Origin of the sequence: Oceanicaulis sp. UBA2681 (assembly GCF_002354675.1) — a bacterium.
GTDB classification, from domain to species: Bacteria; Pseudomonadota; Alphaproteobacteria; order Caulobacterales; family Maricaulaceae; genus Oceanicaulis; species Oceanicaulis alexandrii.
In genome coordinates this window covers 90,556-116,948 of the sequence record NZ_DEMB01000004.1, presented here as the reverse complement: position 1 = coordinate 116,948, position 26,393 = coordinate 90,556, and the positions used below count along the sequence as shown (strand labels likewise).

Sequence of the window (26,393 nt, the reverse complement as noted above, 5' to 3'; positions counted from 1 at the left end):
GTGGCGCTGGGCGATCCCAAAAAGCTGGGTTCCATCGGTCTGAAGACCATGGCGCTTTATTTCGCCACTACCTTCTTCGCCAACATTATCGGCATCATCTTCGGCCTGCTCTTCAAGCCCGGCGAGGGTGTGGACCTGGGCGGCGCCGACGCGGTTCCGGTGTCCGGAGAAGCGCCGACTCTGGTCGAGCGCCTTCTGGGCATCGTGCCGGAAAACCCGGTGGCGGCGCTGGCGGACGGCGATGTTCTGGCGATCATCTTCTTCGCCGTGCTGCTCGGCATCGGCATCCTGATGGCCGGCCGTGACGGCAAGCTGGTGGGCGATCTGTTCACCCAGGCCGCCAATGTGGTCCTGAAGGTCACCCATCTGGTGATGGAAGTGGCGCCGTTCGGCGTGTTTGCGCTCGTCAGCCACACCGTCGCCTCGCAAGGCCTTGAGGCCCTCGCCTCCATCGCGATCCTGATCGCGGCGGTTTATCTGGGCCTTCTCACCCATGCGGTGCTGATCTATGGCGGCATTATCCGATTCGTGCTGAACCTGCCGGTGATGAACTTCCTGCGCGGCATGCTGGACGCCATAGCGGTGGCCTATTCCACCGCCTCCTCCAGCGCGACCCTGCCGGTGACCATCACGAACGCCACCGAAAACCTCGGCGTCAAACGCTCCATCGCGGGCTCGGTCCTCCCCTTGGGCGCGACCATCAATATGGACGGCACGGCGCTGTACCTGGGCATCTTGGCGCTCTTCACCGCCCAGGCCTTCGGCTATGACCTGACGCTGGCCAATTACATCCTGATCGCCTTCACCGCCGCCATCGTCTCCATCGGCGCGGCCGGCATCCCGTCGGCGTCTCTCTTCCTGCTGGCGATCGTGCTCGACACCTTCGGCGTCAGCCCCGAGCAGGTGGCGATCATTGTCGGCTTCATCCTGCCGGTGGACCGGATCATGGACATGGCCCGCACGGCGCTCAACGTCACCGGCGACGCCACCGTGGCGACGGCGGTGGCCAAATGGGAAGGCGAACTGGACGAGGACATCTATCGTCACCCGGCCGATGTCCCCTATGAGCCGAAGGTCAAACCCGACATCGCCGACGCCGACCGGGAATAGGCTTCGATGCGCTCAAGCCGCATCCGTGTGATCGAGATCATCGTGGCGATCGCCGTCACGACGATCTCGGTCGCCTCGCTGTTTGTGGCCGTGTTCCAGGGCGTGATCATGCAGCGCCAGCTGGAAGCCAGCGTACTGCCCATCCCCACCGTCGCCCACGGCAATTACGACAGCGATGAGCAGGCCTACCGGCTGAGCTTCATCATCGGAAATCGCGGTCTCGGTCCCGTCGATATCCGTTGGATGCACTTCATCCATGAGGGCGTGACCTATCCCGGCCCCGAATCCTATTTCGCCAGCCTTGTCGAAGGCCATGACGATGATCCCGAGGAGCGGATCGTGGCCATGCAGCGCATTTTCGATACCAATCAGGTGCTCACCAGTCCCGTCGCGCCGCAATTGCTGGCGCCCAATGATGAGAACACATTCATCGCCTTCACCCGGCCGCCCGAAGACACGCCCGATCGCGCGTATTGGGAGCGGCTGAACGCCGCCCGATGGCAAACTGATATTCAAGTCTGTTATTGCTCGGTCTTCGACCAGTGCTGGATCGGAACCTTCCCGCAAAACCATCGTGAGCGCGTAAACAGCTGCGAGGTGGACGGGTAATCCAGAACGCCCGCCGTCCCGTATTACCTTGTGACGCATTCACAGGAGCGGGACATGACAGCCTTTCGGATTATCGCAGCCTTGGGCGCGATCGCGCTCGCCGTCTCCATCGTCTGGGCGTCGATGACGGCGGGGCAATCGCTGTCAGAAGCGGTGGGATGGCTGGTCTCTGAGCCCTGGGGCGTGGTCAGCCTGATCGATCTCTATCTGGGCTTTGTGCTTCTGGCGATCCTGATCTGGGTGTTTGAACCCAACAAGCTGATCGCGCTGGCGTTCATCCTGCCGTTGCCGGTCCTGGGCAATGTGTGGAGCGCCGTCTGGGTCGCCTGGCGGCTGGGCCATGCCCTGGCCCGGACACGGCAGCCTGCTGACTGAAACAACAACTGAGCAGGAAGTGGAATGACAGGGCGCAGGCGCGGCTCTAGACAGAGACGATGTCCATTCCGCCCCTCACCCCTGATCGCCTGGATCCCAAACGCGCGGGCGCGGCGGCCCTGTCGGGCTATTTCATCTGGGGTCTCTCGCCGATCTTTTACAAGTTTCTGGCCTTCGCCAATCCCAGCGAGATCGTGCTGTGGCGGGCCATCTGGTCGGCGCCGGTCCTGCTCTTGCTCTTGTATATGGGACGGCGGATCGGGCCGGCCTTCGCGGTGCTCAATGATCGCAAGACCTTGCTGGTCATGCTGGCGACCTCGCTGCTGATCGCGGCGAACTGGTGGCTCTTTATCTTTGCGGTCAATTCCGGCCGGGTGCTGGAAGTCTCGCTGGGCTATTTCATCAACCCCCTGATGGTGGTCGCGGTGGGCGTCTTCGTGGCGCGCGAACGCTTTGGACCCTTGCGCGCCGTGGCGGTGGGTCTGGCGGTGATGGGCGTGCTGAACCAGGTGATCACCGTGGGCGAGCTGCCCTGGCTGGCCCTGGTGCTGGCGGGCTCGTTCACCGCCTATGGCTATGTGCGCAAGACGATCCAGGTGGACGCCCGCATCGGCCTGTTCTGGGAGACGGTGATCATCGCCATCCCGTCCATGTTCGTCTTGAGCTTTCTTGAAATCCAGGGCGGGGCCAATGCCGGGCATTTCCTCGACGGTCCGTATGAGACGATTCTGCTGATGATGACCGGCCCGATGACCGTGGCGCCCTTGCTCCTGTTCCTGCTGGGGGCGCGCGGGCTGACCTTCGCCACCATCGGCGTGTTGCAATTCATCGCCCCCACCCTGCAATTCATCGTCGGGCTGGTGTATGGCGAGCCGTTCAGCGTCGCCTATCTGTTCACCTTCATTTTCATCTGGTCGGGGCTGGCCGTTTTCGTGTTCGACCTTTTACACTTCGAGCGAAAACAAAAACGTGCGGGGATACGGCCCGCCTAGTTCGCCCCGGAGGACATCATGACTCACCCGCCCATGCCGCCTGCGCAAAAGATCAATGTGGGCGAGGTGAACCTCTCGGTGCATCTGGCCGGTCCCGAGGACGGCGTGCCGGTGCTGTTGATGCATGGCTGGCCGGAGCTGGCGCTGAGCTGGGCGCAGCAGATCGAGGATCTGGCGAACGCCGGCTATCGCGTCATCGCCGCGGATAATCGCGGGTTCGGCGCCTCTGACGCCCCCCATCCGGTCGAGGCCTATGGCGTGGATCATCTGGTGGGCGATTTCACCGGGCTTCTGGATGCGCTTGGGATCGATAAGGCCGTCTGGGTCGGCCATGACTGGGGCGGCATTCTGATGTGGCACGCGGCCTGTCTGGTTCCGGAGCGTTTTCTGGGCGCCATCGGTGTGAACACGCCGCATCTGCCGCGCGGATCGGTCCCGCCCTCCGAAGTCTTCAAGGAGCGCGGCGGGGAGGACCATTACATCATCGCCTTTCAGGACGAGGCGATGGACGACTATTTCAAGGGCCGCGAGGCGGACTTCTTCGCCTTCAGTTTCGGCGCGCCGGCCCCGGTCGCCGATCTCGACAAACTGCCCGCCTCGATCACCCATCTGCCCAAACGCTTTGATAAATTCGTCGAGCGCGGCGGCCTCAAGACCGAAGACGATTGCGTCGTCCCGCCCGAGACCCGCAAGATCTATGCGGACGCCTACGCCAGATCCGGCTTCCGCGGCGGGATGAACTGGTATCGCAATTTCGATGCGAACTGGGAGCGTCTGGGCGGCGTGGATCACCGCCTGTCGATGCCCTGCCAGATGATCGCGGCGGAGTGCGATTACATGCTGCCGCCCAAGCTCGCCGCCTGGATGCCCATGCTGTGCTCGAATCTCGACATGAATGTGATTGAAGGGATCGGGCACTGGACCCAGTATGAAGCCCCGCAGGAACTCTCTGAGCTGATGCTGGGCTGGCTCACACACCGTTTCCCCAGCGTTTGAGGCCCGAATGGCGCGTTCTGATCGTATCGTCATCCTCACCGGCGCGGGCGTCTCCGCCGAGTCAGGGCTCGGCACCTTTCGCGATGAAGGCGGGCTGTGGGCCAAGTTCGACCCGATGAAGCTCGCCACCCCCGAAGCCTTCGCCGCCGACCCGGAAACCGTGCTGGGCTTTTATAACGCGCGCCGCGCGAACCTGTCTGACGCCAAGGCCAACGCCGCCCATCATGCGCTGGCCGAGCTTGAGCAGAACTGGATGATGGACGGGCGGTCCGATTTCCTGCTGGTCACCCAGAATATCGACGATCTGCACGAGCAGGCGGGGTCAGCGAGCCTGCTGCACATGCATGGCGAACTCCTCAGAACCCGCTGCAGCCTGTGTGATCACCTGTTTTACGACCGTGAGGACATGGCGATCGACCGCCTGTGCCCCGCCTGCACCAAGGCGGGCGGCCTGCGCCCCCATGTGGTCTGGTTCGGCGAGATGCCGCTCGGGCTCGATCAGATTTACGCGGCGCTTTCCCGCTGCGACCTGTTCGTCGCCATCGGCACGTCGGGCACGGTCTACCCCGCCGCCGGTTTTGTCAGTGAAGCCCGCCGCAACGGCGCCCACACCGTCGAGCTGACGCTCGAGCCCGGCGAGATCAGCGACCTCTTCGCCGAACGCCATTACGGCCCCGCGACGGAAATCGTGCCGGAGTGGGTGCAGGGATTGGGGTGAGCGGAGACGTCCTCTCGGTCCTCGGGCTTGACCCGGGGACCCATGAACCCCTGCCACAAAAACAAAAACCCCGGCCAAGCGAGCGCCGGGCCGGGGTTCCAGATCGTAGAACGCAGACGCCTAGGCATCCACCTCCGCTTCCAGGGCGAATTCCTGGATGAAGTCGCGGCGGGGTTCGACCACGTCGCCCATGAGCTTGGAGAACAGCTCGTCGGCCACATCGGCTTCGGTCACCGACACGCGCAGCAGGGAGCGCGCTTCGGGATCGAGGGTGGTTTCCCACAGCTGGTCGGGGTTCATCTCGCCCAGCCCTTTATAGCGCTGGATTTTCAGGCCCTTGGCGCCGGCGGCTTGTACCGCGCTGACGAGCGCGTTCGGGGAGAAGATCTCGGTCTCCTCGCCCTTGCGGCGGAAGATGGCGAGGCCCTGATAATCGGCCGCGATCGCGTCGGCGCGATCAGACAGGCGCTTGGCGTCGGGGCTGGCGAGGATCTTGTCGTCCAGCGTGATGGATTCCACCACGTCGCGCACGGTGCGTTTGAACACCATGCCGCCTTCGGGCAGAAGCTGACCGACCCAGCCGTCTTCGCCTTCATCAGACTGCGCGGCGAGGCGCTCAGCGGCGGCGTCCACTTGCTCTTGCGTGGCGTCGGGATGCAGCGCGCCGGTGAGGGCGGCGGCTTCCAGCGCGAATTTCGGCGCACGCGCCGCGAGACGGTCGAGCGACAGGGCGATGCCGCGCGCGGCCTTCACCCGTTCGGCCAGATCCTGACCATAGACTTTTTCGCCGGTCGCCAGCTCCAGCACCGCTTCGGAGCTGCCTTCCTCGATCAGGAAGGCGTCCATTTCAGCCTGGTCGGTGAGGTAGCGCTCGGACTTGCCGCGCATCACCTTGTAGAGGGGCGGCTGGGCGATGAAGAGATGACCGCGTTCGATCAGCTCTGGCATCTGCCGGTAGAAGAAGGTCAGCAGTAGCGTCCGGATGTGCGCGCCGTCCACGTCAGCATCGGTCATGATGATGACCTTGTGGTAGCGCAGCTTGTCATAGTCGATCTGGTCGCGGCCGATGCCGGTGCCCAACGCCGTGATCAGCGTGCCGACCTGATCAGAGGACAGCATCTTGTCAAAGCGGGCGCGCTCCACATTAAGGATCTTGCCGCGCAGCGGCAGCACGGCCTGGTTCTCGCGGTGACGGCCCTGTTTGGCGGAGCCGCCGGCGGAATCCCCCTCCACGATGAACAGCTCGGATTTCGCCGGGTCCTTTTGCGAGCAATCCGCCAGCTTGCCGGGCAAGGACGTGATGTCGAGCGCGGATTTGCGCCGGGTCAGCTCGCGCGCCTTGCGGGCGGCTTCACGGGCGGAGGCGGCCTCGACGATTTTCGTCACGATCTGGCGCGCTTCGGCGGGGTGTTCCTCAAACCATTCGGTCAGCGTGTCATAGACCGCGCTTTCCACCGCCGGACGCACTTCAGACGAGACCAGCTTGTCCTTGGTTTGCGAGGAAAATTTCGGATCCGGCACTTTCACCGACAGAACGCAGGTCAGGCCCTCGCGCGCATCATCGCCGGTGATGGACACCTTGGCTTTGGTCGCAATGCCCGAATTGCCCGCATACTGGTTCACCACACGCGTCAGCGCGCCGCGGAAGCCCGCCAGGTGCGTGCCGCCATCGCGCTGGGGGATGTTGTTGGTGAAGCACAGAACGTTCTCGTGATAGCTGTCATTCCACTCAAGCGCGGCTTCGACGGTGACGCCTTCGCGCTCGCCGGTGATCAGCACCGGATCGGGGAAGATCGCGGTCTTGGTGCGGTCGAGGTGTTTGACGAAGGCGGCGACGCCGCCCTCATATTCCAGCACTTCTTCAAACGGTTCGGCGTCGCGTTCGTCGCGCAGCACGATTTTCACGCCGGAATTGAGGAAGGCCAGCTCGCGCAAGCGATGCAGCAGCCGGTTTCGCTCAAAATCAATGTTGGAGAAGGTTTCCTCAGACGGCATGAAGCGCACCTGGGTGCCTTTTTTACCGCCCGCATCGCCCACTTCGCGCAGATCCTGACCGTTCTCGGGATCACCGCGCCGGAACCGCATGGTGTGTTCGCGGCCATTGCGCCAGATCGTCAGGTCGAGCCAGTCCGACAGCGCATTCACCACAGATACGCCCACGCCGTGCAGGCCGCCGGACACCTTGTAGGAGTTCTGGTCGAATTTCCCGCCCGCGTGCAGCTGGGTCATGATGACCTGGGCTGCGGACACGCCTTCTTCGGCGTGGATCTGGGTGGGAATGCCGCGGCCGTCATCGGTCACGCTGGCGGAGCCGTCGGCGTGCAGGCAAACGGTCACTTGCGAGCAATGCCCGGCCAGCGCCTCGTCGATGGCGTTATCCACCACCTCATAGACCATGTGATGCAGACCCGAGCCGTCATCGGTGTCGCCGATATACATGCCGGGGCGTTTGCGCACGGCGTCGAGGCCCTTGAGGACCTTGATCGACTCCGCGCCGTATTCCTGATTCGGTGTCTCTGACATGACATACTTTTACCGCGTTCGCGGCGTTGTCACCATGTCTGAACGCACTGCAGGTGTGGACTTTTTTGAGGACCGCTCTACCGGACCAGCAGCAAGACCGCCACAGCCGCCATGATCACCGCCGTGACGAGGTCCGCCCAGCGTTTGACGCCCTTCGCCTTGAGCCAGCCGCGGGCTTTGTGCGCCAGCCCCACATAGACGAGCGCGAACAGCACGAACATTGCGCCCATCACGCCAATCATCGCCAGATAGCTGAGCGGGCCGACGACTGTCAGGTCAAAAAACGCAGGTAGGAAAGTGAGATAGAAGATGATCGGCTTGGGGTTGGTCAAAGGCATAGCGACGCCCGCCGCATAGGTCATCGCCAGACCCCGCTTGCTGACCGGCGCCAGGGGCGCGTCCGCCGGCGCCGGATTCCGCCAGCCCTGAAAGGCGCCCCAGGCGAACCACAGCAAGATGCCGGCGCCGATGATCTTGGCGATCCAGAAAAACTGCGCGTACTCGCCCGCGACCTCTGCGGCGGCGGCGAGGCCGAACACCGCCAGCGTCAGCCAGAAGATGTCACCCGTCAGAATGCCCAGACCATAGGTCACCCCATGGACCGGCCCGGCATCCAGCGTCCGGCCCACCATGGCGATATTGCCCGGTCCGGGGGTGAGAAACAGGATGAAGATGGCGCCGGCGAACGCGGCCAGGGTGATCAGGCTCATGGGCGCGGGAGGTAACGCGGAACTCACCTCAGGGAAAGCGCCAAGATGCACGCTTCAATCATGATTGACGTATACGTCATCTATATTACCATTGGGGAAAATAGACGTTCGGGAGATCCTCATGTCCAGCGCCCCCACATCCGCCCTCGCCCGGCCCTTTGACACGCCCGAACGCAAGGCGTTCCGCGAGAGCGTTGAGGGCTTCATCAATCGCGAGATCGAACCCTATGGCGACGCCTGGGACGAGGCGGGCGATTTTCCCTGGGACTTGCATGAAAAGGCTGGCGCGCTGGGTCTGTTCGGCTTCGGCATTGACGCCACCTATGGCGGAAACGGCTTTGAAGACGCGCTGATGCGCGTCGATGCGGGGATCGCGATGGGCTATGCGGGCGTGGGCGGGGTGAACGCTTCGCTGGGCTCGCGCGGCATTATGACCGGCCCGATCCACACCCTCGCCTCTGACGAGATCAAGGCGGAAGTCTTGCCCGGCATCATCTCGGGCAAAACCGGCGGCGCGCTGGGCATGACCGAGCCTTCAGGCGGCTCGGACCTCTCTCGTATTCAGACCAAGGCCCGCAAGGACGGCGACGACTGGCTGATCAATGGCGAGAAGACCTTCATCACCGGCGGCATGAAAGCGAGCTGGTTCGTGGTCGGCGCGCGCACGGGCGGCGAGGGCTTTGGCGGCATTTCGCTGTTTCTCGTCCCCGCAGAGGCGCCGGGCTTCACCCGCACCGCCATCACCAACAAGATGGGCTGGTGGTGTTCGGACACCGCGACCTTGCATTTTGACGATTGCCGCATCCCCGCCCGCTATCAGCTGGGTCAGGAAGGCCTGTGTCTGCTGGCGATCATGGACAATTTCAATTATGAGCGCCTGACCCTGTCGGCCGGGTGCCTGGGGATGGCGAAGCGGTGCCTCGATGACGCCATCACCTATGCTCAGGCCCGCGAAACCTTCGGCAAGCCGCTGATCAAGCACCAGGCGATCCGCCACAAGATCGCGGACATGTCAGGCAAGATCGACGCGCTGGACGCCTATCTGCAAATGCTCGCCTGGCGAGTGAACGAGGCGACCGACAACGGCGCCGCCATGCCCGCTGCGGAGCTGGCGAAAATCAAGGTGTTCGCGTCCAAAACCGCGGAGTTCTGCGCCAATGAGGCCATGCAGATCCTGGGCGGCGCGGGCTATCTGCGCGGCTGCGCGATCGAGCGTATCTATCGCGAAGTGAAGGTGATGGCCATTGGCGGCGGCTCCGAAGAGATCATGCGCGATCTCGCCGTCAAGCAAATGGGGCTTTAGGGGGCTAAACCCGCGACACCAGCCCCTGACAGCCCTTTTCGATGAGGTCGAGCACGCGCTCGAAATCCGCTTCATCCCCGTAATAGGGATCAGGGATGGAGGTGCGCGCCAGGCCCACCGACCAGTCCATCAGCAAGGAAATCTTGGTTTCGGGGAGTTGCCGGCTGCTGCGCGCCTCGGCCAGCCAGCGCCGATGCCCCTCATCCATGGCCACCAGATGGTCAAAGCGGATGAAATCATCATCGGTGACGGCCCGTGCGGACATGCCTGACAGGTCATAACCGCGCGCCTGCGCCGCCTGAACGGCGCGCGGGTCAGGACGTTCGCCCACATGCCAGTCGCCCGTGCCGGCGGAATCGAGCACCAGACTCTTCTCGGCCCTTTGCGCCAGCGCCTTCGCGACCGCTTCAGCTGTGGGTGAGCGACAGATATTGCCGGTGCACACAAACAGTATGGATGTTTCGCGCGACATCTTCCCCTCCTGACGCTGCGGGCAGGGTCGCCCCGGACCCGCAGGCATCAGCAGACCGTGTTCCCCGTGAAGCTGACGTTAACGACCGCCTCAGGCGGCGGTAATCCGCGCCGGAACGCTGAATTGCGGCGCGATCTTGAGATCGCTAGCCCAGCGCAACTTCTCAAACACCAGCAAGATGGTGCCGTTATAGTCCAGCAGGCGGTTCATCAGGCCACGACGGGGCAGGTGCAGCGCACTGACCGGCTCGTCATGGTGGTGATCGTGAAACGCTTCGCCGCCCGTGAGGATCGCCAGCAGATAATCCGCCCAGCGCGGGGTCTTGAGGTGACCAAACACGTTCACGCCGAGGATTGTCGCGTGGAACTGGATCGCCCGCGCCGTCACCGCCGCCGCATGCAGGATGAAGGTCAGCAGAAGCGAGCCGCCCAGCGCCCAGACGGTCAGATAAATGGCCGCCGGCAGCACCAGGTGCACCAGAAGCGTGATCAGCGAATAATGCCGGTCGAGGATCTGCACGGTCTTGAGATCCTTGAGCCACATGGCGGTCGGGCGCTGAAGATCGTTGGGATCGCGGAAGATCAACCAGCCCATCCACGCCCACATCTTGCTTTCATGGGGGTTGTGCGGATCACCGGCCTTGTCGGACAGGCGGTGATGCTGGCTGTGATAATTCACCCAGTCCTTCAGCCGCCCCTGCATGGCGATGACGCAATTGAGCGCGGTCAGGATCTGGGCGGGGGCTTTCAGCTCGCCCGCCTTGTGCTGCCAGACCCGGTGCAGAACGCCGATGCCGAAATTACAGATCACCAGCGTCACGGCGCCGACGAACAACGCCAGAACCGGATACCACCAGTGCAGGGTCAGCCCGTTCAGAGCCAGTCCGAGCGTGAAGGCGGTGATGAGACCCAATACGCCCAGGGCGGGGTAGATGATGGCGGCGAAAACGCTCGCCCAGTCCAGAGTGCTCCAGCGCTTCTGGATCGCCACGGAGCGTGGCGTCGGAGTGGCTTTCATACGTGTCCTCAATAGTCCTGATCCGCAATCGGCGCCCGTTCGGCGCTTGATCGCCGACCCTTTGATAGTCTGACATGAAGGCAAAAGTTTAACCAACGCCAAAACGCTGTGACGGCGATCACGCTTCAGTCAATCTCGACACCCCCGCCCGGTGTGCGCTATCAGCGAGCCCTGACACCGGGCGCACCGCACCGATATGCGCTGCGCCGTCCATCCAGTTTGCGCCTGATTCACTGGCGCCACCGCACAAAGAAGGGGACGGCCATGGCCGAGACCGAGTTTCCGACCGGCACGTTGATGAAGGGCAAGCGCGGCCTGATCATGGGCGTGGCCAACAAGAACTCCATCGCCTGGGGCATCGCCCAGCAATTGCACGCCCAGGGCGCCGAGCTCGCCTTCTCCTATCAGGATGAAGCGCTCGAAAAGCGCGTGCGTCCGCTGGTGGAGAGCCTCGGCGACGAGCCCTTCATGGTCACCGCCGACGTCAGTGATGACGCGTCCATGGACGCCTGCTTCAAGACACTTGAAGACAAATGGGGCAAGCTCGACTTCCTCGTTCACGCCATCGCTTTCGCCGGCAAGGACGAGCTTCAGGGCAGCTTCACCCACAACACCACGCGTCTGGGCTTCCAGCGCGCCATGGACATTTCCGCCTTTTCCTTCGTGGACGCCGCCAAGCGCGCCAGCGCCTTGATGCCGTCCAAGGAAGAAGGCGGCGGCGCCATGGTGTCGCTGACCTATCTGGGCTCGGAACGCGTCGTTCCGAACTACAATGTGATGGGCGTCGCCAAGGCCGCTCTGGAAGCCTCCACCCGCTATATCGCCCGCGATCTCGGCCCGCAGGGCATTCGGGTGAACGCCATTTCCGCCGGTCCGATGCGGACCCTCGCCATGGCCGGCATTTCCGGCGGCCGCACCTTGATGAAGACCGGCAAGGACTGGTCCATGCTCAAGGAAGACACCACCATGGAAGGCGTCGCCGGTTCCGCGCTGTACCTGCTCAGTGATCTGGGCAAGTCGTGCACCGGTGAAATCCTGCACGTGGACGCGGGCTTCCACGCCGTGGCCGTGCCGGACATCGAAGACTAACTCAACCGCGCTGAAAGGCGCGAGCCAGAATCGGTCGAGGGCCAGACGGGCCTTGGGCATTCGCGAAGACCTACAAAGCCGACGCAACCCGAGGAGCTCTCCCATGACCGATCAACTGGCTCGCGCCTGGCGCGGGACGCGCCTTGGCGTCTTCTTCACCACCGCCGGATTTTGCCTCGGGTTCTGCGCGCTGGCGGTGTTTGACCTCGGCGCGCTGTCACACTGGGTGGATGCGGGATCAAGCCTCATCGCCCGCGGTTTCGGCCTGTACTGGCAGATCCTGCTGCCCGCCATTTTCCTGATTGCCCTGGCGATCGCGCTGTCACCCGCGGGCAAGATCCGGCTGGGCGGTCGGGACACGCCTGAATTTCCCTATTTTCAATGGTCGGCGATGATCGCCTGCACGCTTTTAGGCGCGGGCGGCGTGTTCTGGGCGGCGGCGGAACCGCTGGCGCATTTCCTGACCCCGCCGCCGAACGCCGATGTATCCGCCAGCGCTGAAGCCGCGGTGGATGTGGCGCTGGCGCAAAGCTTCCTGCACTGGGGCTTTCCCGCCTGGGCGAGCCTCGGCGCGCTGAGCGCGATCCTTCTGATGTATTACGAACAAGCCAAGGGCTTGCCGTTGGCGCCGCGGACGCTGCTTTACCCGGTATTGGGCCGCAAACTCACCGACGGCCCGCTGGGCGGGGTGGCCGACACCTTCGCGCTGATCGGCGTCATCGCGGGCACCGTCGGGCCGATCGGCTTTCTGGGGCTTCAGGTCAGCGCCGGCCTGTCCAACATGTTCGGCTTTCCCGAAGGTCTGCCGACCCAGATCGGCGTGATCATCGCCCTGGCGTCAATCTACATCACCTCCGCCCTGACCGGCCTGTCGCGCGGCATCCAGATCCTCAGCCGCTTCAACATCATCCTGACCGGCCTCTTGCTGGTCTTCATTCTGGCGGCGGGCCCGACCGGCTTCATCATCCGGCACTTCCTGTCGGGGATGGCGCATTACCTGCTGAACTTCTTCCCCATCGCCCTGCAACGCGACGGGGCGGGCCTGTTTGGCGAGAGCGGCTGGCTGAACGGCTGGACCCTGTTCTTCTGGGCCTGGTTCATCGGCTATGGGCCGATGATGGCGATCTTCATCGCGCGCATCTCGCGCGGCCGCTCGATCCGCTCGATCATCTTGACCCTGTCGGTGGTCGCCCCTCTGGCCACCCATTTCTGGTTTACCATCCTGGGCGGCAGCGGGCTGGCGTTTGAATTGGCTGAGCCCGGCTCGGTGTCGGGCGCGTTTGAGGGCTTTGACCTGCCCGCCGCCCTGCTCGCCATCACCCAGAGCCTGCCATTGGCCCTGCCGGTCTCGATCCTGTTTCTGATCCTGACCACGGTGTTCGTCGCCACGACGGGCGATTCCATGACCTTCGCCATCTCCAGCGCGCTCAGCAAAGAGGGCGAGCCGTCCGGCGGCATGCGCGCCTTCTGGGGTCTGGTGATGGCGGCCATGGCCATCGTGCTGGTGAGCGCGGGCAATGGCGGGGGCGCCGTGGGCAAGCTGCAGCAATTCATCGTCATCACCGGCGCGCCGGTATCGTTGATGCTGCTGCCCTCACTGTGGGACGCCCCGCGCATCGCGCTCAAGCTGATGCGGGAGACACAGAGCTAGCCCGCGGAGACCGCGCGCAAGATTTCGACCGCCTGCTGAGGGTCAGCGCATGGAAAGCTGGCGTCCATGACCCCGCCCGCGCTTTCGCTGTGAGACCGCGAGCCGTTGGCGAAGACTGAAAAGCCGACCTGCTCCATCGCCTCATAGCGGTAGATCAAGGAAACCACGTCGTCGCCCGCCAGCAGGTCTGTCCAGCTCAGCGGCGCGCGGTAATAGGCGATCTCTCCATGTTCCGTGGCGCTGTGAACCGTCGCCAGCGTCAGATAGAGCATCGGTTCGGACGAGCCCGCCAGGCTCTCTCCGGACATGTCATGATAGATCGCCTCGCCAAACCGAGCGTCCACGTCGAATTCCGCTGCAATCAGGGTCGTCCGTCCATCCTCAAGCGCAGCGACGCCGCCCGCGGGCGCGCAGGCCTCGACCAGGCCGTCCACGCGCGGATAGACCCAGTCTTCATAGCCGTCTCCGACCACAAAGGCGTTCAGACCTGACCGGATCGGATCCACCGCCGGGCCGGAGGCGCGAAACAACGTGTTCAGCTCCGTCGCCGCCGCTTGCGCATCCTCACACGTCAACGCGATCCGGGCGCGCTCCAGCAAAGGCTCGGTGAAGATCACTTCGCCCGCCTCATCCAGCACGAAGGTCCGGCTGTTGAAGGCCCCGTCTCCGGTTTGAACGAACAATTCGCCATATTCGCTATAGGCCACCAGATTGTCAGCTGACGCAGTGAAACTGCGCAGCACATGAGCCTCGCCCGCTTCAGCCCGGTAGACGCCCAGAACGCCGGGCGCATCGCCGACCAGCCAGAACCCGCTCTCGCCTGCAGACAGGGACTCGCCAAAGCCGCACGCCGCGTTCGCAGCCGTGGCCTGGTTCTGCAAACCCGAAGCCTGGATGAAGCGATCAAATGGCGTCGCGGCTGGCGCAACGGCGGCAGGCGCGCCCGCCTCGCCCGGTTCGGCCAGATAGCCCGCGTCGCGCAAGGCGTCCGCCCCGAACACCGCAGCTACGCTGCCCGCAAGCGTCACGCCCAGTACAATGGCGGCCCGTGAAAAAGCGCCCATAGTCATCTCCCCCCAGAAAAGCCCGACCAGTTAAGCGCTTACGCGTACAGAGTCGAGCCTTTCAGGGGAGCCGAGACCTAGAGCTTCAGCCCGAACACCGGCCTGAGCGGCTTGATCCTGCGAATGATCTCAAACCCGGCGAACGCCCCGCCATAGGTGATGAGGGTGACCAGCGCGAACTCGGTCCAGACGTCAAAGCCCATGCGGGTCAGGATATAACCGGCTGAGACCGTGATCGTCTGGTGCAGGATATAGACCGGGAAGATCGCCTCGGTCAGATAGCGCCGCACCGGGCCGTCTCCGGTCAGGAACCGCCGCGCCAGACCCAAGAGCGTCACGATCATCGCCCACGCGTAAAGCACCCGCGCAGCGCGCGCGATCCACAGTGGAACCGCATGTTCGGCGATCTGGTCCCACCAAAGCGACCAGATCGGCGTCATCACGACGCCCAGAACGACCGTCAGCCCCAGCGCCAGCGGCAGCGCACGGTCCACACACGACCAGAACCTCTCCGATTTGGCCGCGAAGACGCCGTAGAGCAGATAGGTGAAGCTGATGGCGTGGTTCGCCCAATCCCAGGTCAGATTGTGAGTGGTTTCAAAATGGGGAACCAGAACAATGCGGTAGATCATCATCGGCGCAAAACCGAGCACGATCAGCCACAGCGGCCCAAACCGGCTGTCCAGAACATGACCCAGCACAGCGCCCGGGCCGCGGCCGAAGGCTTTCAGAAGCCCCATGATCGGCGCCAGGAGCAGCGCATAGACAAACAGGTAGACCACGTACCACAGATGATTCCAGGTCGGCACGGCGACGCCGGCGATCTCCCAATCCAGAATGTAACGCGGCCAGAACGCCAGAATGCCCGGCTCGATCTCACCCGCCTCGCGCAACTGGAAATAGGTCTGGGGCATCACCACGACGATCATGCCGAAAATGATGACCGGCAGCAGTCTGAGCGTGCGTTCGCCCGCAAAAGCCCAGCCGCCCTTCTTGTCGTGCAGATAAGCAAAGGCCACGCCCGAGATGAAAAATAACAATGACAAGCGCCACGGGTTCAACAGCATCATCAAGGGCTCTGCGCCCGAGCCGGCATGCACGCTTTTCACATGCCAGCCCCAGGGCACGTAGAACATGCCCACATGGTATAAGACCAAAAGACCGAACGCGATGATGCGCAGCCAATCAAGGTCGTAACGGCGGGTCGGAGGCGCGCTGGCGCGCGGGCCGGTTTCAGTCATCTCAGTCTCCCAGTCGAACCAGCGGCGAGACTGACGCCAGCGCCTCGTTCAGGCAGTCCCGAAAGGACAAACAGCGGACCCGTGGGACCAATACCGGCGCCCCAGGGACGAACCGCGGCTTAAACGGGATGAAACACGGCGCCCCGCGCTGGCGAGGCCAGACGCATCAGGGCAAGATCAGGCCATGCACACGCCCGATCTTGAACGCCGCGTCCTTCGAGGCGCCTTTCTGTTTTATCTGATCGCCTCACTGGGCTTCTGGCTGGTGAACGGTCTGTCCCTGGCCGAGGAATGGCGCCGGGCGGGCGAAGCCGGCGTCTGGCTGCGCGCCCTGACGCTGGAAGGCACCAGCAATCTGGTCATTCTGGCTCTGTTCGTCCCCGTCGCCTTGCTGGAACGTCGCTTTCCTCTGAGCCTGGAACGCTGGCGCACCGCGCTACCGGTTCATGCGCTGGGGGTCACAGCCTTCTCACTCGTCCATATTGTGACCATGGACGGTCTGCGCGCCTTGCTCTGGCCCCTCATGTTCGGGTTTTCCTATGAAACCTATGGCGGTCTGTTCGGTGAGTTTTTCTACGAGTTTCGCAAGGATGTGCTGACTTATGCCCTGATGCTGGCTGTGCTGGCGATCGTGCGCGAACTCGAAGACGCCCGCCAACGCCTGAGAGCCGCGCGAGAAGACGCCCGTGCGGATCATGTGATCACCCTGCGCAGCGGCGGCCGGGAAATCCGATTACCGGCCAGCGAGATCATCAGCGCCAGCGCGGCGGGCAATTATGTGGAAGTCATCACGCCCACCGGCGCTCATCTGGCCCGCATGACCCTCACCCGGCTGATCGGCCTGCTGGACGCCGCCGGCGCCGACCCGGTCCGCCTTCACCGCTCTCACTTGACCGTCCGCCCGGCCATACGGGAGCTGGTCCCCACCGGCGACGGCGACGCCGAAGCGCGCCTGTCAGACGGCCGGAGCCTGCCGGTGAGCCGCGGCTACCGCACACAGGTTTAATCGCTGATCAAGTTCAGTAAATTCTTTGTTAACCCTATTGGTACTAGGCCCATTCGCCAGGGCGCATGGGACTGCGCTTCATTCATACCTTTTTGGGGACAAGCAAATGAAATCCGTACTGATCGCAGGCGTCAGCCTGCTCTCTCTGGCTGTGGCCGCGCCAGCCCTGGCTGATGACGACGCCCGCATTGAAGAACTTGAAGCCCGCCTTGCGCAACTGGAAGCCACGAACCAGCAGTTGATGAATGTTCTGGTCGCCCAGGGCCTGCTGCCGCAGTCGGATGCGCAAAGCGCGCCCGCCGCCATGCCGCATCACCCCGCGGCCGCTCCGGCGGATGCTCCGATGCACACGGCCTCCCACGGTCATCACGCTCCGCAGGGCGCGCACGGCGCCCATCATGGTGACGACTTTCACCAGAACCTCGTCGGCGTCAGCCCCGAATACGGTTATGAGATCCTGGATCACGCTGAAGGCGTGAACACGCGCGCGCTGACCATTCTGAACGCGATAGACAATGGCGAACTTGATCGCCGGGTGACCCTGAGCGGCAATGTGACGGCGCTGGCCGATTACCAGGAAAGCAATTCCAACACCAAGTTTGGCTGGCTGATGCGCCACCCGACTTCAGCCAACCAGATCGGCGAAACGGTGTCTGAATTTATCGTCCATTCCGCCCAGTTGGCGGTGACCGGACGGATGACGGACAACATCACGCTGTATTCGGAGATGCTGTACGATCCCGAGCAAAGCTTCGGATCGGGCACGCTGACCGATCTCAATCGCAACCAGATCCAGCTGCGTCGCGCCTTCGTGCTGTTCGGCAATCTGTCCGAACGCCCCTGGTACGCCGCCATCGGCAAGATGGACACGCCGTTCGGCCTGAACGACACCGTCAGCCCGTTCACCAACTCCACCAGCTGGCACGCCTTCGCCGGTCTCGCGACGGGCGGCATGGTCGGATATTACAATAACGGCCTGCATGTACGCGCCATGGCCATTCAGGGCGGCTCGCAATTCCGCGCCCATAACGCCCCGGTCGAAGACACCAATGTCCCCAGCCGGGTCAACAACTTCGCCGTGGACGTGAACTACACGGCCGCATTGTCTGAAGGCCGCACACTGATGGCGGGCGCGAGCTATACCGAAGCCACCGCCTATTGCCAGGCGTATCCGGTCTTCCACTTCAATCCGTGCGACGAGAGTAATCCGGGTTGGGCGATCTACGCGCAAGCGGATCTGGGCCGTCTGGAGCTTCTGGGCGAATACGCCTCCACCACCGAGGACTGGGCGGGCACCGCCTCTCCCGTGCCGATCTATTCCGCTTTTGAAGCGGTGGCGCCGAACGCCTTCACCCTGGGCGGACGCTACTGGTTTGATGTGCAATCGAGTGAAGACTTCGCGCTGTCGTTTGAATTCAGCCGCTTTGTGTCTGGTGATAGCGGCGCGCCCTGGGAGAAACAGGACCAATGGGTTCTGGGCGGATCCTACTTCATCAGCCCGTCAGTCAATCTCTTCGGCGAGCTGATCCGCACCGAAGGCTGGGTGCCGCTGAACTTCCTGTCCGGCGGCAATCTGCCCACCGGCGAAAGCTGGTCGGAACGCAACGCCAGCACAAACGTCCTCGCGCTGGGCGTTCAGGCGAGCTTCTAAGCTCCCTTCCATCTGGCACAGAAAACCCCGCCGGAGCGATCCGGCGGGGTTTTTTATTGAGGCTCGGAAAGGCCTTATTCGACTTCGCGCTCACCCTGATCCGGCGTGTGCGGCACCACCGGCTCGTCCGGCTTCACATAGGTGTCGAGCCAGTCGATGGATTCCGCCAGCACGTGCAGCACGCTCTCACGGGCGCGGTAGCCATGGCTTTCATAGGGCAGCATGACCAGGCGCGCCGTGCCGCCATTGCCTTTGACGGCGGCGAACATGCGTTCGGACTGAATCGGATAGGTGCCCGAATTATTGTCCATCTGCCCGTGGATCATCAGCATGGGCTCATCAATGTCATTGGCGTGCATGAAGGGCGACAGCATGAAGTAGGACTCAGGCGCTTCCCAATAGGTGCGGCGTTCGGACTGGAAACCGAACGGGGTCAGCGTCCGGTTATAGGCGCCCGAGCGCGCGATTCCGGCGCGGAACAGATCCGAGCCCGCCAGAAGGTGCGCCGTCATGAACGCGCCATAGGAATGGCCGGCGACCGCCACGCGCTCGCCATCGCCATAGCCGCGCGCCACGCTGTCGGCGATGGCGGCTTCGGCGGACATCACCAGCTGGTCCACGAACGTGTCGTTCACCGTCAACGGATCATCGCCCACGATCGGCATGGTCGCCCGCTCCATCAGCGCATAGCCCTGGGTCACCAGGAAGCGCGGGCTGGTGCCCGCCACGCGAGAGAAGCGGTATTGCGAGCCCCGCACCTGACCGGCGTCGGACGCGGAGTTGTATTCCAGCGGATACGCCCAGATCAGCAAGGGCAGGGTGTCGCCCTCTTCATAATCGGCGGGCAGATAAAGCGTCGCCGACAGCGGCACGCCGTCCTCACGCTCATAGGTGATCAGCTCCTTGCGAATATCATTGAGCTGGGGGTGCGGGTTTTCAAAATCGGTGATGCGGGTGACGGTCTCGCCGTCATGACGCTGCACGTTCGGCGGGGTGGTCGGATCCTCATAAGAGGTCAGGAACACCGAGCCGTCCTCAGTCAGGACATCAATGACACGCTCATAGTTTTCACCCGAATTGCGCCACAGGATCTCGGTGTCCAGCGTGTCGAAATCCACGCGGCTGAGGAAGGGACGGTCCCCGTCGGCGCTGGCGCCATCGCCAGTGAAATACATCGCGCCGTCCACCACGGCCGCGACCGAACGGCCATACGCATTGCGCACGCTGAGCGGCGAGCCCGGATCGGCGTAATTGTCCTGGATCGAGCGTTCATTGAGCAAGCGCGGGTCTGCGCCGGGGGCCGCGAAATCCACCAGCCAGGACCGCACCACGCGGGTGTCACGGTCATATTCGGTGGCGATGCCGATCTGACCTTCAGACGTGAACTGGGTCCCGTAATAGCGGTCCTCAAAGCGGGCGATCTCCACCGGCTCGCCGTCAAACGGCGCCTCCAGCGCCCAGGCGCTGTCGCGCTCATCAGTTTCCACCCGCGGATCACCGCCATCGAGCGCTTCCGCCCAGACCAGGCGCGCCGCTGCAGAATCCTGCCAGGTGATGGACCGGCGCCCTTCGATGACGCCGCCGATGGGCACGCCGTCAGCGATGCCATGGCTGGCGATCTCCGCAACCACATCGCCGTCCAACGTCCAGACCTCGCTGGTTTCCGCAAAGCGCGACCAGGGCACGTCATAGGAGAAGGGCTGCTCAAGCGATTCCACCAGCAGATACTCGCCGCCCGGCGCCGGATCGACCGCGTAATAGAGCCCTGGCTCGCCAATCTCACGCACGCGCAAGCGCCGCGCGGTGACCTCCACGGACACGATCTGGCTTTCGGCCAGCCAGGCGAACAACGCTGCATCATCCGCGTCAGCGAGCAAATCCTGATAGGTGCGCACCGGCGCTTCATAACCCGCCGCTTCCTGGATCACCGGGCCGGTAGGCACGCGCGCGCGTTCCGGGCGCGGGCCGCGTTCATCACTGGTGAGGGTGACGAGCAAGGTTTCGCTATCGCTCATCCAGTCGAGCGCGGAGAAGACCGCGTTGACGCCCTCGTCGATAATCTCGCGGGCCTGAGCGCGTTCCACATCGGCGACCCAGACGCCGATCGAGTCGTCATCAGTCACAAGAAATGCGGCCCTGGAGCCGTCCGGCGACCAAGTGAAACCCGACAGGCCCACATCACCGGGCGTCGTAATCGCGGTTTCCTCGCCCGTCTCCAGATCAATCACCGACAGGCCGATCACAGTCCGCGGGCCATGACGACCATTGGTCTCGGCGTCGAGACGCAAACCCGCCAGACGCTCCATCGGACGCGCCATCTCGGAAATCGGCGGCAAGCCTTCGCGATGCAACAGCAGCAAATGGCGCTTGTTCGGCGACAGCGTGGTGTACGGCGCGTTCGGCGCATCCACGATATCGACGATCTCTTGCGGCGGCAGGCGATACGCCTCCTGAGCCGTCGCCGCGCCAATGGTGACGCCTATGCTCAGCGCGCCGCCCAGCGCCGCACGGATAAGTGTGGACATAAAGCCCTCCCCGGATTTGCGTTTTCGCATTCGGGACAGAGCATAGCGGAGGAATGCTGGCCGGGGGATGACGGATTGGTAAGGTTATAAAATTACGTCTGGCGTTCAGGCGCCGACACAACCCTTGGCCCGCCTCGCTGTATTGATGCAGGCCCGTGACGCAATGGCTTCATTCAATCGCTCGGTTCGGTCCCACAACGCTTGTCGCAAGGCGGGCAGGTTCGGCGCGGGCACGTTTCTCCGCAAGCGCTTCGCAATCGAACCGCTCCAATAGTCTCAAGTTGCATCTCGCCATCTTTACCCTCCAATATGGGAATTGGAGTTTAGGGGCGGTCCTCTGGGGGGCGGATATGTTGCGCGCGATCAGTACTGTCAGCCTGATGCTGCTCGCCGGTGCGTGTTCACAACCTCAGCCCGCCGCGCCCGAACCGATTGTCCTCCCCCATTGGCGCGCTTGTCTGGAATTGTATGGCGGCGATGTTCATCAAATGGCGGATGCCGTCGATGAAGGCGACCCTGACGCTATCGTATGCACGCTCGCCCTTCACGAAGGCCGGTATGTGGAGAGCCACAGGCGAGAACTGCTCTATCGCTATTACCGCGCCACAGGGCGCGAACCAGAGGGCCTGGACGCCTCAATCCGTCAGCTGGACCGGCAGGAGCTGGCCGCGAGCTTGCGCACCATTCATCGCTTCAGCCCCGAACTCGAAATGTTCGACACCGATTCCCGGGGCTGCCCGGTCTATGATCCCATTGCACGGGGACTGCTGATGCGCGTGGAAGCGCCGGACGACACGCACTGCCTGCCCCGTCGCTGGGGGTGGCGCTAACCCGTAGAGATTACAAAAAACCCCGCCGGCTTGCGCCAGCGGGGTTTCTTTTGATCTCGCGATCAAAGGGGAGAGGATTAGTCCTCGCCGCCTTCTTCGCTGATCTCTTCGCCGGTCTCCTGGTCGATGATCTTCATCGACAGGCGCACCTTGCCGCGGTCGTCAAAGCCCAGCAGCTTCACCCAGACTTCCTGGCCTTCGCTGACCACGTCCTTGGGATGACCCACGCGCTCGTTCTTCAGCTGGGAGACGTGCACGAGGCCGTCACGCGGGCCGAAGAAGTTCACGAAGGCGCCGAAATCGACGACCTTGACCACTTTGCCTTTGTAGATCTTGCCCACTTCCGGCTCGGCGGTCAGACCGTTGATCCAGTCCAGAGCCGCCTTGATGGAGTCGGCGGACACGGCGGAGACCTTGATCAGGCCGTCATCATTGACGTCCACTTTCGCGCCGGTTTCCTCGACGATCTGGCGGATGACCTTGCCGCCCGAACCGATCACGTCGCGGATCTTGTCGACCGGGATCTGGATGGTTTCGATCTTCGGCGCGTGCTCGTTCAGAGCCTCACGGGTGCCCGAAAGCGCCTTGTTCATCTCATCCAGAATGTGGATGCGGCCGCCTTTGGCCTGGTCCAGAGCGGTCTGCATGATGTCTTTGTTGATGCCGGCGATCTTGATGTCCATCTGAAGGCTGGTGACGCCCTCGGAGGTGCCGGCCACCTTGAAGTCCATATCCCCGAGGTGATCTTCATCACCGAGGATGTCGGACAGCACGGCCACGCCTTCAGGATCCTTGATCAGACCCATGGCGATGCCGGACACCGGACGGGTGATCGGAACGCCTGCATCCATCAGCGCCAGAGAGCCGCCGCACACGGTCGCCATGGAGGACGAGCCGTTGGATTCGGTGATCTCGGACACCAGACGCACGGTGTAGGGGAAGGCTTCCGCGTTCGGCATCACAGCCGACAGCGCCCGCCAGGCGAGCTTGCCGTGACCGATTTCACGACGGCCCGGGGCCAGACGGAAGCTGGTTTCACCGACCGAATAGGGCGGGAAGTTGTAGTGCAGCAAGAAGCGTTCTTTGTAGGTGCCGGTCAGGGCGTCGATGAATTGCTCATCTTCGCCGGTGCCCAGCGTCACAACGCACAGCGCCTGGGTTTCACCGCGGGTGAACAGGGCTGAACCGTGGGTGCGCGGCAGAACGGTGGCTTCCGACACGATCGGGCGAACCTGATCGAGCGAACGGCCGTCAATGCGCTTGCCGGTCTTGATGATGCCGCCGCGCACGACGCTGGCTTCCACGCTTTTCAGGACGTCCTTGAGGACAGCCATTTCGGCGCCGTCAGGATTGTCTTCGGTGGCTGCCAGTTCAGCGACAGCTTTCTCCTTGGCGGCGGAGACAGCGGCCTGACGCTCGGTCTTGTTGGTGATGGTGTAGGCCTTGGCGATCTCGTCGCCGACCAGACCGCGCACCTTGGTTTCGAGCTCTGAATTGTCGACCGGCACGAAATCCCACGGATCTTTCGCGGCTTTCTCTGCCAGGCGGATGATCATGTCGATCACCGGCTGGAACGCCTCATGGCCGGCCATCACAGCGCCGAGCATGACTTCTTCCGACAGCTCTTTCGCTTCGGATTCCACCATCATCACGGCGTCCGAAGTGCCGGCGACCACGAGATCCAGCTCGGACTCGGTCAGCTCGTCGACGGTCGGGTTGATGACGTAGTCGCCATCCTTGTAACCCACGCGCGCCGCGCCGATGGGCCCCAGGAAGGGCAGACCGGACAGGCACAGGGCGGCGGACGCGCCGACCATGCCGACCACATCGGGATCATTTTCCAGATCGTGGCTGAGCACGGTGAGCATCACCTGGGTGTCGTTCTTGAAACCCTTGGGGAAGAGCGGACGGATCGGACGGTCGATCAGACGCGAGGTCAGCGTCTCTTTATCGGTCGGACGACCTTCACGCTTGAAATAGCCGCCCGGGATCTTGCCGGCTGCGAAGTATTTCTCTTGGTAATTCACGGTCAGCGGGAAGAAGTCCATTCCCGGCTTGACGTCTTTCTGTGCGACCGCCGTCGCAAGAACAGTGGTCTCGCCATAGGTGACGAGCACTGCGCCGTTTGCCTGGCGCGCCATGCGGCCGGTTTCGAGGGTCAGCGTACGGCCGGCCCATTCAATCGTTTCGGTTTGGATATCGAACATTTATCTCTCGTTCGTACGGTCATGTGCGGCGCCGCCGGATTGCGGTCGCCGGATATGAAAACGCCGGCGCGCCCCTTGGCGGCCGGCGTTTCATCGGGAGCGCCTAGCGGCGCAGACCCAGAGCAGCCACAATCGCCTTGTAGCGGGCTTCGTCGATTTTCTTCAGATAATCGAGAAGGCGCCGACGCTGGGAGACCAGCTTCAGCAGGCCACGACGGGAGTGGTTGTCTTTTTTGTGCGTTTTGAAGTGCTCGGTGAGGTTGGCGATACGCTCGGTCAACACCGCCACTTGCACTTCAGCAGACCCGGTGTCGTTTTCGCCACGGGCATGCTCTTTGATCAGTTCGGCTTTACGTTCTGCCGTAATCGACATCGTCTAATCGGGCTCCTAATCCCATTGAAAGACACGAACAGGCGAAAATTGACCCGCGCGTGCTTCGCCGATCGCAACGGCCCGGTCCGACCCCATGGCCACGACAGCCTTCGAATAATCCTTCCCCGCGATGTCGCGAGGTTGGCGAAGATTGCGCAGCTCTGAAGCTCGCCGGGGAGGCAAGACGATCGACCGTCCTTGCCTCAACTGAAACGCCTCGTCCTCGGTCACGGCCGTCGCCGGGATGTCGTCCAGCGCGGTCTCGACCGGAAGCAGGGCCTCCAGCGCGTGGCCCTTATGGACCAAATCCTCAAACGCGTCCAGCGAAACGGCCTGTGCGGCGCTAAACGGGCCGACCCTGGTGCGACGCAGCGCCGCCACATGTCCTTCCGCGCCCAGAGCCATCGCCAGATCGCGTGCAATCGCGCGCACATAGGCGCCCTTGCCGCATTTCATCTCCAGCACCGCCAGATCAGGGCTTGGCGCATCCAGAAGCGTCAGATCGTCAATGCGCACAGGGCGGGAGGCCAGCTCGACCTCTTCGCCGGCCCGCGCCAGATCATAGGCGCGCTCGCCATCCACCTTGATGGCGGAGAATTTGGGCGGCACCTGGTCGATCTCGCCGATGAACTGGCCCAGAGCGGCTTCAATGGCGTCACGATCGGGGCGCACATCGCTTTCGCCCGTGACCTCGCCTTCCGCGTCCAGCGTGGTGGTGGAACTGCCCCAGCGCAGGGTGAATTTATAGGTTTTCGAGCTTTCCTGGGCGAAGGGCACGGTCTTGGTGGCTTCGCCGAACGCAATCGGCAAGACGCCCGACGCCAGCGGGTCCAGCGTGCCGGCATGACCGGCCTTTTGCGCCTTCAACAGCCAGCGACAGCGCGACACCGCCTGGGTGGAGGTCATCTCCAGCGGCTTGTCGAGGATCAGCCAGCCATGGATCTTCTCGCCCTTCTTGCGACGCGCCATCAGTCCTCGCCCTCGTCATCGAGATCGCGTTTGACGGTGGGACGGTCCAGAACCGCGTCCACCTGGGCCACATCCTCGATGCGGTCATCCACGGCGAAGCGAAGCTTGGGCGTGAATTTCAGCTCGATCTGCTTGCCCAGCTCGCGCTGGATGAAGCCCGAAGCATGATTGAGCGCTTCAGCCACGGCATTGCGGTCACCGCCGCCCAGCAGGTCCACATAGACCGTCGCGTGACGCAGGTCAGGGCTGGTGCGCGCTTCGGTGATGGTCACTGCCGCCGTGTTCACATGGGGATCGTGCACGCGGCCTTCGCGAATAATGTCCGACACCGCGCGACGCACGAGCTCGCCGGCGCGCAGCTGGCGTTGGGATTGGGCTTTCATGAATTCCTCTTGGGTCGCCTGGACGCGTCCGGAGTCCAACCGGGGCGCATCGAGTTTGCGAAGGGCGGGTGTGTACGGCGCCCAGCCCTGTTATGCAAGGGCGGCGCGCCTAGTGATTGACCACCAGCCAGGCCCCGACGCTGAGAAAGCCGGCGCCCAGAACGCGCAGCAGGGTCACCGACCGTTCCTCGATCCCGAACAGGCCGAAATGGTCAATCGCCATGGCCGCGATCAGCTGGGCGGCGAATAGAAGCGCAAAGAACGATCCCGTGCCGATCTTCGGCGCCGCCCAGGAGGCCGTGGTCACAAACACCGCCCCCAACGCCCCGCCGATGACAAACAGGTGCGGCGGGGTGTTGCTGATCCGCTCAAGGCTGGGCCAGCCGGCGCGATAGGCCAGCACCGACACCGCCGCCAGCATGATCAGCGCCCCGGCGGTGAAACTGACCAGCGCCGCACGCAAGGGCGACCCCAGATGCCCGGAAAGCTGACCGTTGAACGCCGGTTGCGCAGCGACCATGGCGCCGGCGATCACGGTGAGAAGAAACGGGGCGAGCGTGTTGATCGGCATGGATCAGC

The 26,393-nt window shown here is 63.3% G+C and carries 24 protein-coding genes; 12 read left to right on the top strand and 12 right to left on the bottom strand.

The window, feature by feature from the left end; genetic code table 11:
* The 6 genes from B3M53_RS03740 to B3M53_RS03715 form a co-directional block, all read left to right on the top strand.
* Nucleotides 1-1,110, top strand: a 1,110-nt coding sequence (locus tag B3M53_RS03740; protein ID WP_286799650.1) for a dicarboxylate/amino acid:cation symporter, incomplete at its 5' end; no start/stop codon positions are given.
* A gap of 6 nt (nucleotides 1,111-1,116) precedes the next feature.
* Nucleotides 1,117-1,719, top strand: a complete 603-nt coding sequence (locus tag B3M53_RS03735) for a hypothetical protein (protein ID WP_273021001.1) — start codon at nucleotides 1,117-1,119, stop codon at nucleotides 1,717-1,719.
* 54 nt (nucleotides 1,720-1,773) lie between these two features.
* Nucleotides 1,774-2,094 (top strand): hypothetical protein, encoded by a 321-nt coding sequence (locus B3M53_RS03730; RefSeq protein WP_273020999.1) that lies wholly within the window; start codon nucleotides 1,774-1,776, stop codon nucleotides 2,092-2,094.
* A gap of 59 nt (nucleotides 2,095-2,153) precedes the next feature.
* Complete coding sequence (gene rarD, locus B3M53_RS03725) at nucleotides 2,154-3,086, top strand: EamA family transporter RarD (RefSeq protein WP_273020998.1); 933 nt, start codon at nucleotides 2,154-2,156, stop codon at nucleotides 3,084-3,086.
* Between the two features lie 18 nt (nucleotides 3,087-3,104).
* A complete protein-coding gene (locus B3M53_RS03720; protein ID WP_273020997.1) occupies nucleotides 3,105-4,082 on the top strand; it encodes an alpha/beta fold hydrolase in 978 nt (325 codons plus the stop codon).
* 7 nt (nucleotides 4,083-4,089) lie between these two features.
* Nucleotides 4,090-4,800 carry an NAD-dependent deacylase gene (locus tag B3M53_RS03715; protein WP_273020996.1) on the top strand — a complete coding sequence of 237 codons (711 nt, stop codon included), beginning with the start codon at nucleotides 4,090-4,092 and terminating at the stop codon, nucleotides 4,798-4,800.
* 120 nt (nucleotides 4,801-4,920) lie between these two features.
* Here the strand turns inward: B3M53_RS03715 and gyrB are convergent, their stop codons facing one another.
* Both gyrB and B3M53_RS03705 read right to left on the bottom strand, forming a co-directional pair.
* Nucleotides 4,921-7,323, bottom strand: a complete 2,403-nt coding sequence (gene gyrB / locus B3M53_RS03710) for a DNA topoisomerase (ATP-hydrolyzing) subunit B (protein WP_273020995.1) — start codon at nucleotides 7,321-7,323, stop codon at nucleotides 4,921-4,923.
* A 77-nt stretch (nucleotides 7,324-7,400) separates the two neighbouring features.
* Nucleotides 7,401-8,033, bottom strand: coding sequence for a LysE family translocator (locus B3M53_RS03705; protein ID WP_273020993.1), 633 nt, complete (start codon nucleotides 8,031-8,033; stop codon nucleotides 7,401-7,403).
* 121 nt (nucleotides 8,034-8,154) lie between these two features.
* Between B3M53_RS03705 and B3M53_RS03700 the strand changes: the two genes are divergently transcribed.
* On the top strand, nucleotides 8,155-9,336 hold the full coding sequence (locus B3M53_RS03700) for an acyl-CoA dehydrogenase family protein (protein WP_273020992.1): 1,182 nt from the start codon (nucleotides 8,155-8,157) through the stop codon (nucleotides 9,334-9,336).
* A 4-nt stretch (nucleotides 9,337-9,340) separates the two neighbouring features.
* Here B3M53_RS03700 and B3M53_RS03695 read toward each other — a convergent pair whose 3' ends face one another.
* Nucleotides 9,341-9,808: a low molecular weight protein-tyrosine-phosphatase gene (locus B3M53_RS03695; RefSeq protein WP_273020990.1), complete on the bottom strand. Its 468-nt coding sequence runs from the start codon at nucleotides 9,806-9,808 to the stop codon at nucleotides 9,341-9,343.
* 90 nt (nucleotides 9,809-9,898) lie between these two features.
* Complete coding sequence (locus B3M53_RS03690) at nucleotides 9,899-10,825, bottom strand: acyl-CoA desaturase (RefSeq protein WP_273020989.1); 927 nt, start codon at nucleotides 10,823-10,825, stop codon at nucleotides 9,899-9,901.
* A 264-nt stretch (nucleotides 10,826-11,089) separates the two neighbouring features.
* Here B3M53_RS03690 and B3M53_RS03685 point away from each other — a divergent pair, with 264 nt between their 5' ends.
* Both B3M53_RS03685 and B3M53_RS03680 read left to right on the top strand, forming a co-directional pair.
* Entirely contained in the window at nucleotides 11,090-11,914 is an 825-nt protein-coding gene (locus B3M53_RS03685; protein WP_022700779.1) for an enoyl-ACP reductase FabI, read from the top strand.
* 103 nt (nucleotides 11,915-12,017) lie between these two features.
* Nucleotides 12,018-13,565, top strand: coding sequence for a BCCT family transporter (locus B3M53_RS03680; protein ID WP_273020987.1), 1,548 nt, complete (start codon nucleotides 12,018-12,020; stop codon nucleotides 13,563-13,565).
* Here B3M53_RS03680 and B3M53_RS03675 read toward each other — a convergent pair.
* On the bottom strand, nucleotides 13,562-14,629 hold the full coding sequence (locus B3M53_RS03675) for a hypothetical protein (protein WP_273020985.1): 1,068 nt from the start codon (nucleotides 14,627-14,629) through the stop codon (nucleotides 13,562-13,564). The genes B3M53_RS03680 and B3M53_RS03675 overlap by 4 nt on opposite strands.
* A gap of 77 nt (nucleotides 14,630-14,706) precedes the next feature.
* A complete protein-coding gene (locus tag B3M53_RS03670; protein ID WP_160092852.1) occupies nucleotides 14,707-15,870 on the bottom strand; it encodes an acyltransferase family protein in 1,164 nt (387 codons plus the stop codon).
* 184 nt (nucleotides 15,871-16,054) lie between these two features.
* On the opposite strand from B3M53_RS03670, the gene B3M53_RS03665 reads away from it, so the two are divergent.
* Both B3M53_RS03665 and B3M53_RS03660 read left to right on the top strand, forming a co-directional pair.
* Complete coding sequence (locus B3M53_RS03665) at nucleotides 16,055-16,876, top strand: LytTR family DNA-binding domain-containing protein (RefSeq protein WP_273020983.1); 822 nt, start codon at nucleotides 16,055-16,057, stop codon at nucleotides 16,874-16,876.
* A gap of 106 nt (nucleotides 16,877-16,982) precedes the next feature.
* Entirely contained in the window at nucleotides 16,983-18,527 is a 1,545-nt protein-coding gene (locus B3M53_RS03660; RefSeq protein WP_273020981.1) for a porin, read from the top strand.
* Nucleotides 18,528-18,601: 74 nt separating this feature from the next.
* On the opposite strand, the gene B3M53_RS03655 is transcribed toward B3M53_RS03660, so the two are convergent.
* Nucleotides 18,602-21,052 (bottom strand): S9 family peptidase, encoded by a 2,451-nt coding sequence (locus tag B3M53_RS03655; RefSeq protein ID WP_273020979.1) that lies wholly within the window; start codon nucleotides 21,050-21,052, stop codon nucleotides 18,602-18,604.
* A gap of 350 nt (nucleotides 21,053-21,402) precedes the next feature.
* Between B3M53_RS03655 and B3M53_RS03650 the strand changes: the two genes are divergently transcribed.
* Entirely contained in the window at nucleotides 21,403-21,882 is a 480-nt protein-coding gene (locus tag B3M53_RS03650; protein ID WP_273020978.1) for a hypothetical protein, read from the top strand.
* 77 nt (nucleotides 21,883-21,959) lie between these two features.
* Here the strand turns inward: B3M53_RS03650 and pnp are convergent, their stop codons facing one another.
* The 5 genes from pnp to B3M53_RS03625 form a co-directional block, all read right to left on the bottom strand.
* Nucleotides 21,960-24,089, bottom strand: a complete 2,130-nt coding sequence (gene pnp, locus B3M53_RS03645) for a polyribonucleotide nucleotidyltransferase (RefSeq protein ID WP_022700790.1) — start codon at nucleotides 24,087-24,089, stop codon at nucleotides 21,960-21,962.
* A gap of 103 nt (nucleotides 24,090-24,192) precedes the next feature.
* Nucleotides 24,193-24,462, bottom strand: coding sequence for a 30S ribosomal protein S15 (rpsO, locus tag B3M53_RS03640; RefSeq protein ID WP_022700791.1), 270 nt, complete (start codon nucleotides 24,460-24,462; stop codon nucleotides 24,193-24,195).
* Between the two features lie 15 nt (nucleotides 24,463-24,477).
* A complete protein-coding gene (gene truB, locus B3M53_RS03635) occupies nucleotides 24,478-25,431 on the bottom strand; it encodes a tRNA pseudouridine(55) synthase TruB (RefSeq protein ID WP_273020977.1) in 954 nt (317 codons plus the stop codon).
* Nucleotides 25,431-25,853: a 30S ribosome-binding factor RbfA gene (rbfA, locus tag B3M53_RS03630; protein ID WP_028284601.1), complete on the bottom strand. Its 423-nt coding sequence runs from the start codon at nucleotides 25,851-25,853 to the stop codon at nucleotides 25,431-25,433. Before rbfA ends, truB begins: the two co-directional genes overlap by 1 nt.
* Before the next feature lie 70 nt (nucleotides 25,854-25,923).
* Entirely contained in the window at nucleotides 25,924-26,385 is a 462-nt protein-coding gene (locus tag B3M53_RS03625) for a DMT family transporter (protein ID WP_273020975.1), read from the bottom strand.
* Between the last annotated feature and the right edge of the window lie 8 nt (nucleotides 26,386-26,393).

What these genes read in the sequence shown, in the direction of transcription:
- B3M53_RS03735 (WP_273021001.1), top strand. Translation starts at nt 1,117, where the DNA reads ATGCGCTCAAGCCGCATCCGTGTGATCGAGATCATCGTGGCGATCGCC.
- B3M53_RS03730 (WP_273020999.1), top strand. Translation starts at nt 1,774, where the DNA reads ATGACAGCCTTTCGGATTATCGCAGCCTTGGGCGCGATCGCGCTCGCC.
- rarD (WP_273020998.1), top strand. Translation starts at nt 2,154, where the DNA reads ATGTCCATTCCGCCCCTCACCCCTGATCGCCTGGATCCCAAACGCGCG.
- B3M53_RS03720 (WP_273020997.1), top strand. Translation starts at nt 3,105, where the DNA reads ATGACTCACCCGCCCATGCCGCCTGCGCAAAAGATCAATGTGGGCGAG.
- B3M53_RS03715 (WP_273020996.1), top strand. Translation starts at nt 4,090, where the DNA reads ATGGCGCGTTCTGATCGTATCGTCATCCTCACCGGCGCGGGCGTCTCC.
- gyrB (WP_273020995.1), bottom strand. Translation starts at nt 7,323, where the DNA reads ATGTCAGAGACACCGAATCAGGAATACGGCGCGGAGTCGATCAAGGTC.
- B3M53_RS03705 (WP_273020993.1), bottom strand. Translation starts at nt 8,033, where the DNA reads ATGAGCCTGATCACCCTGGCCGCGTTCGCCGGCGCCATCTTCATCCTG.
- B3M53_RS03700 (WP_273020992.1), top strand. Translation starts at nt 8,155, where the DNA reads ATGTCCAGCGCCCCCACATCCGCCCTCGCCCGGCCCTTTGACACGCCC.
- B3M53_RS03695 (WP_273020990.1), bottom strand. Translation starts at nt 9,808, where the DNA reads ATGTCGCGCGAAACATCCATACTGTTTGTGTGCACCGGCAATATCTGT.
- B3M53_RS03690 (WP_273020989.1), bottom strand. Translation starts at nt 10,825, where the DNA reads ATGAAAGCCACTCCGACGCCACGCTCCGTGGCGATCCAGAAGCGCTGG.
- B3M53_RS03685 (WP_022700779.1), top strand. Translation starts at nt 11,090, where the DNA reads ATGGCCGAGACCGAGTTTCCGACCGGCACGTTGATGAAGGGCAAGCGC.
- B3M53_RS03680 (WP_273020987.1), top strand. Translation starts at nt 12,018, where the DNA reads ATGACCGATCAACTGGCTCGCGCCTGGCGCGGGACGCGCCTTGGCGTC.
- B3M53_RS03675 (WP_273020985.1), bottom strand. Translation starts at nt 14,629, where the DNA reads ATGGGCGCTTTTTCACGGGCCGCCATTGTACTGGGCGTGACGCTTGCG.
- B3M53_RS03670 (WP_160092852.1), bottom strand. Translation starts at nt 15,870, where the DNA reads ATGACTGAAACCGGCCCGCGCGCCAGCGCGCCTCCGACCCGCCGTTAC.
- B3M53_RS03665 (WP_273020983.1), top strand. Translation starts at nt 16,055, where the DNA reads ATGCACACGCCCGATCTTGAACGCCGCGTCCTTCGAGGCGCCTTTCTG.
- B3M53_RS03660 (WP_273020981.1), top strand. Translation starts at nt 16,983, where the DNA reads ATGAAATCCGTACTGATCGCAGGCGTCAGCCTGCTCTCTCTGGCTGTG.
- B3M53_RS03655 (WP_273020979.1), bottom strand. Translation starts at nt 21,052, where the DNA reads ATGTCCACACTTATCCGTGCGGCGCTGGGCGGCGCGCTGAGCATAGGC.
- B3M53_RS03650 (WP_273020978.1), top strand. Translation starts at nt 21,403, where the DNA reads ATGTTGCGCGCGATCAGTACTGTCAGCCTGATGCTGCTCGCCGGTGCG.
- pnp (WP_022700790.1), bottom strand. Translation starts at nt 24,089, where the DNA reads ATGTTCGATATCCAAACCGAAACGATTGAATGGGCCGGCCGTACGCTG.
- rpsO (WP_022700791.1), bottom strand. Translation starts at nt 24,462, where the DNA reads ATGTCGATTACGGCAGAACGTAAAGCCGAACTGATCAAAGAGCATGCC.
- truB (WP_273020977.1), bottom strand. Translation starts at nt 25,431, where the DNA reads ATGGCGCGTCGCAAGAAGGGCGAGAAGATCCATGGCTGGCTGATCCTC.
- B3M53_RS03625 (WP_273020975.1), bottom strand. Translation starts at nt 26,385, where the DNA reads ATGCCGATCAACACGCTCGCCCCGTTTCTTCTCACCGTGATCGCCGGC.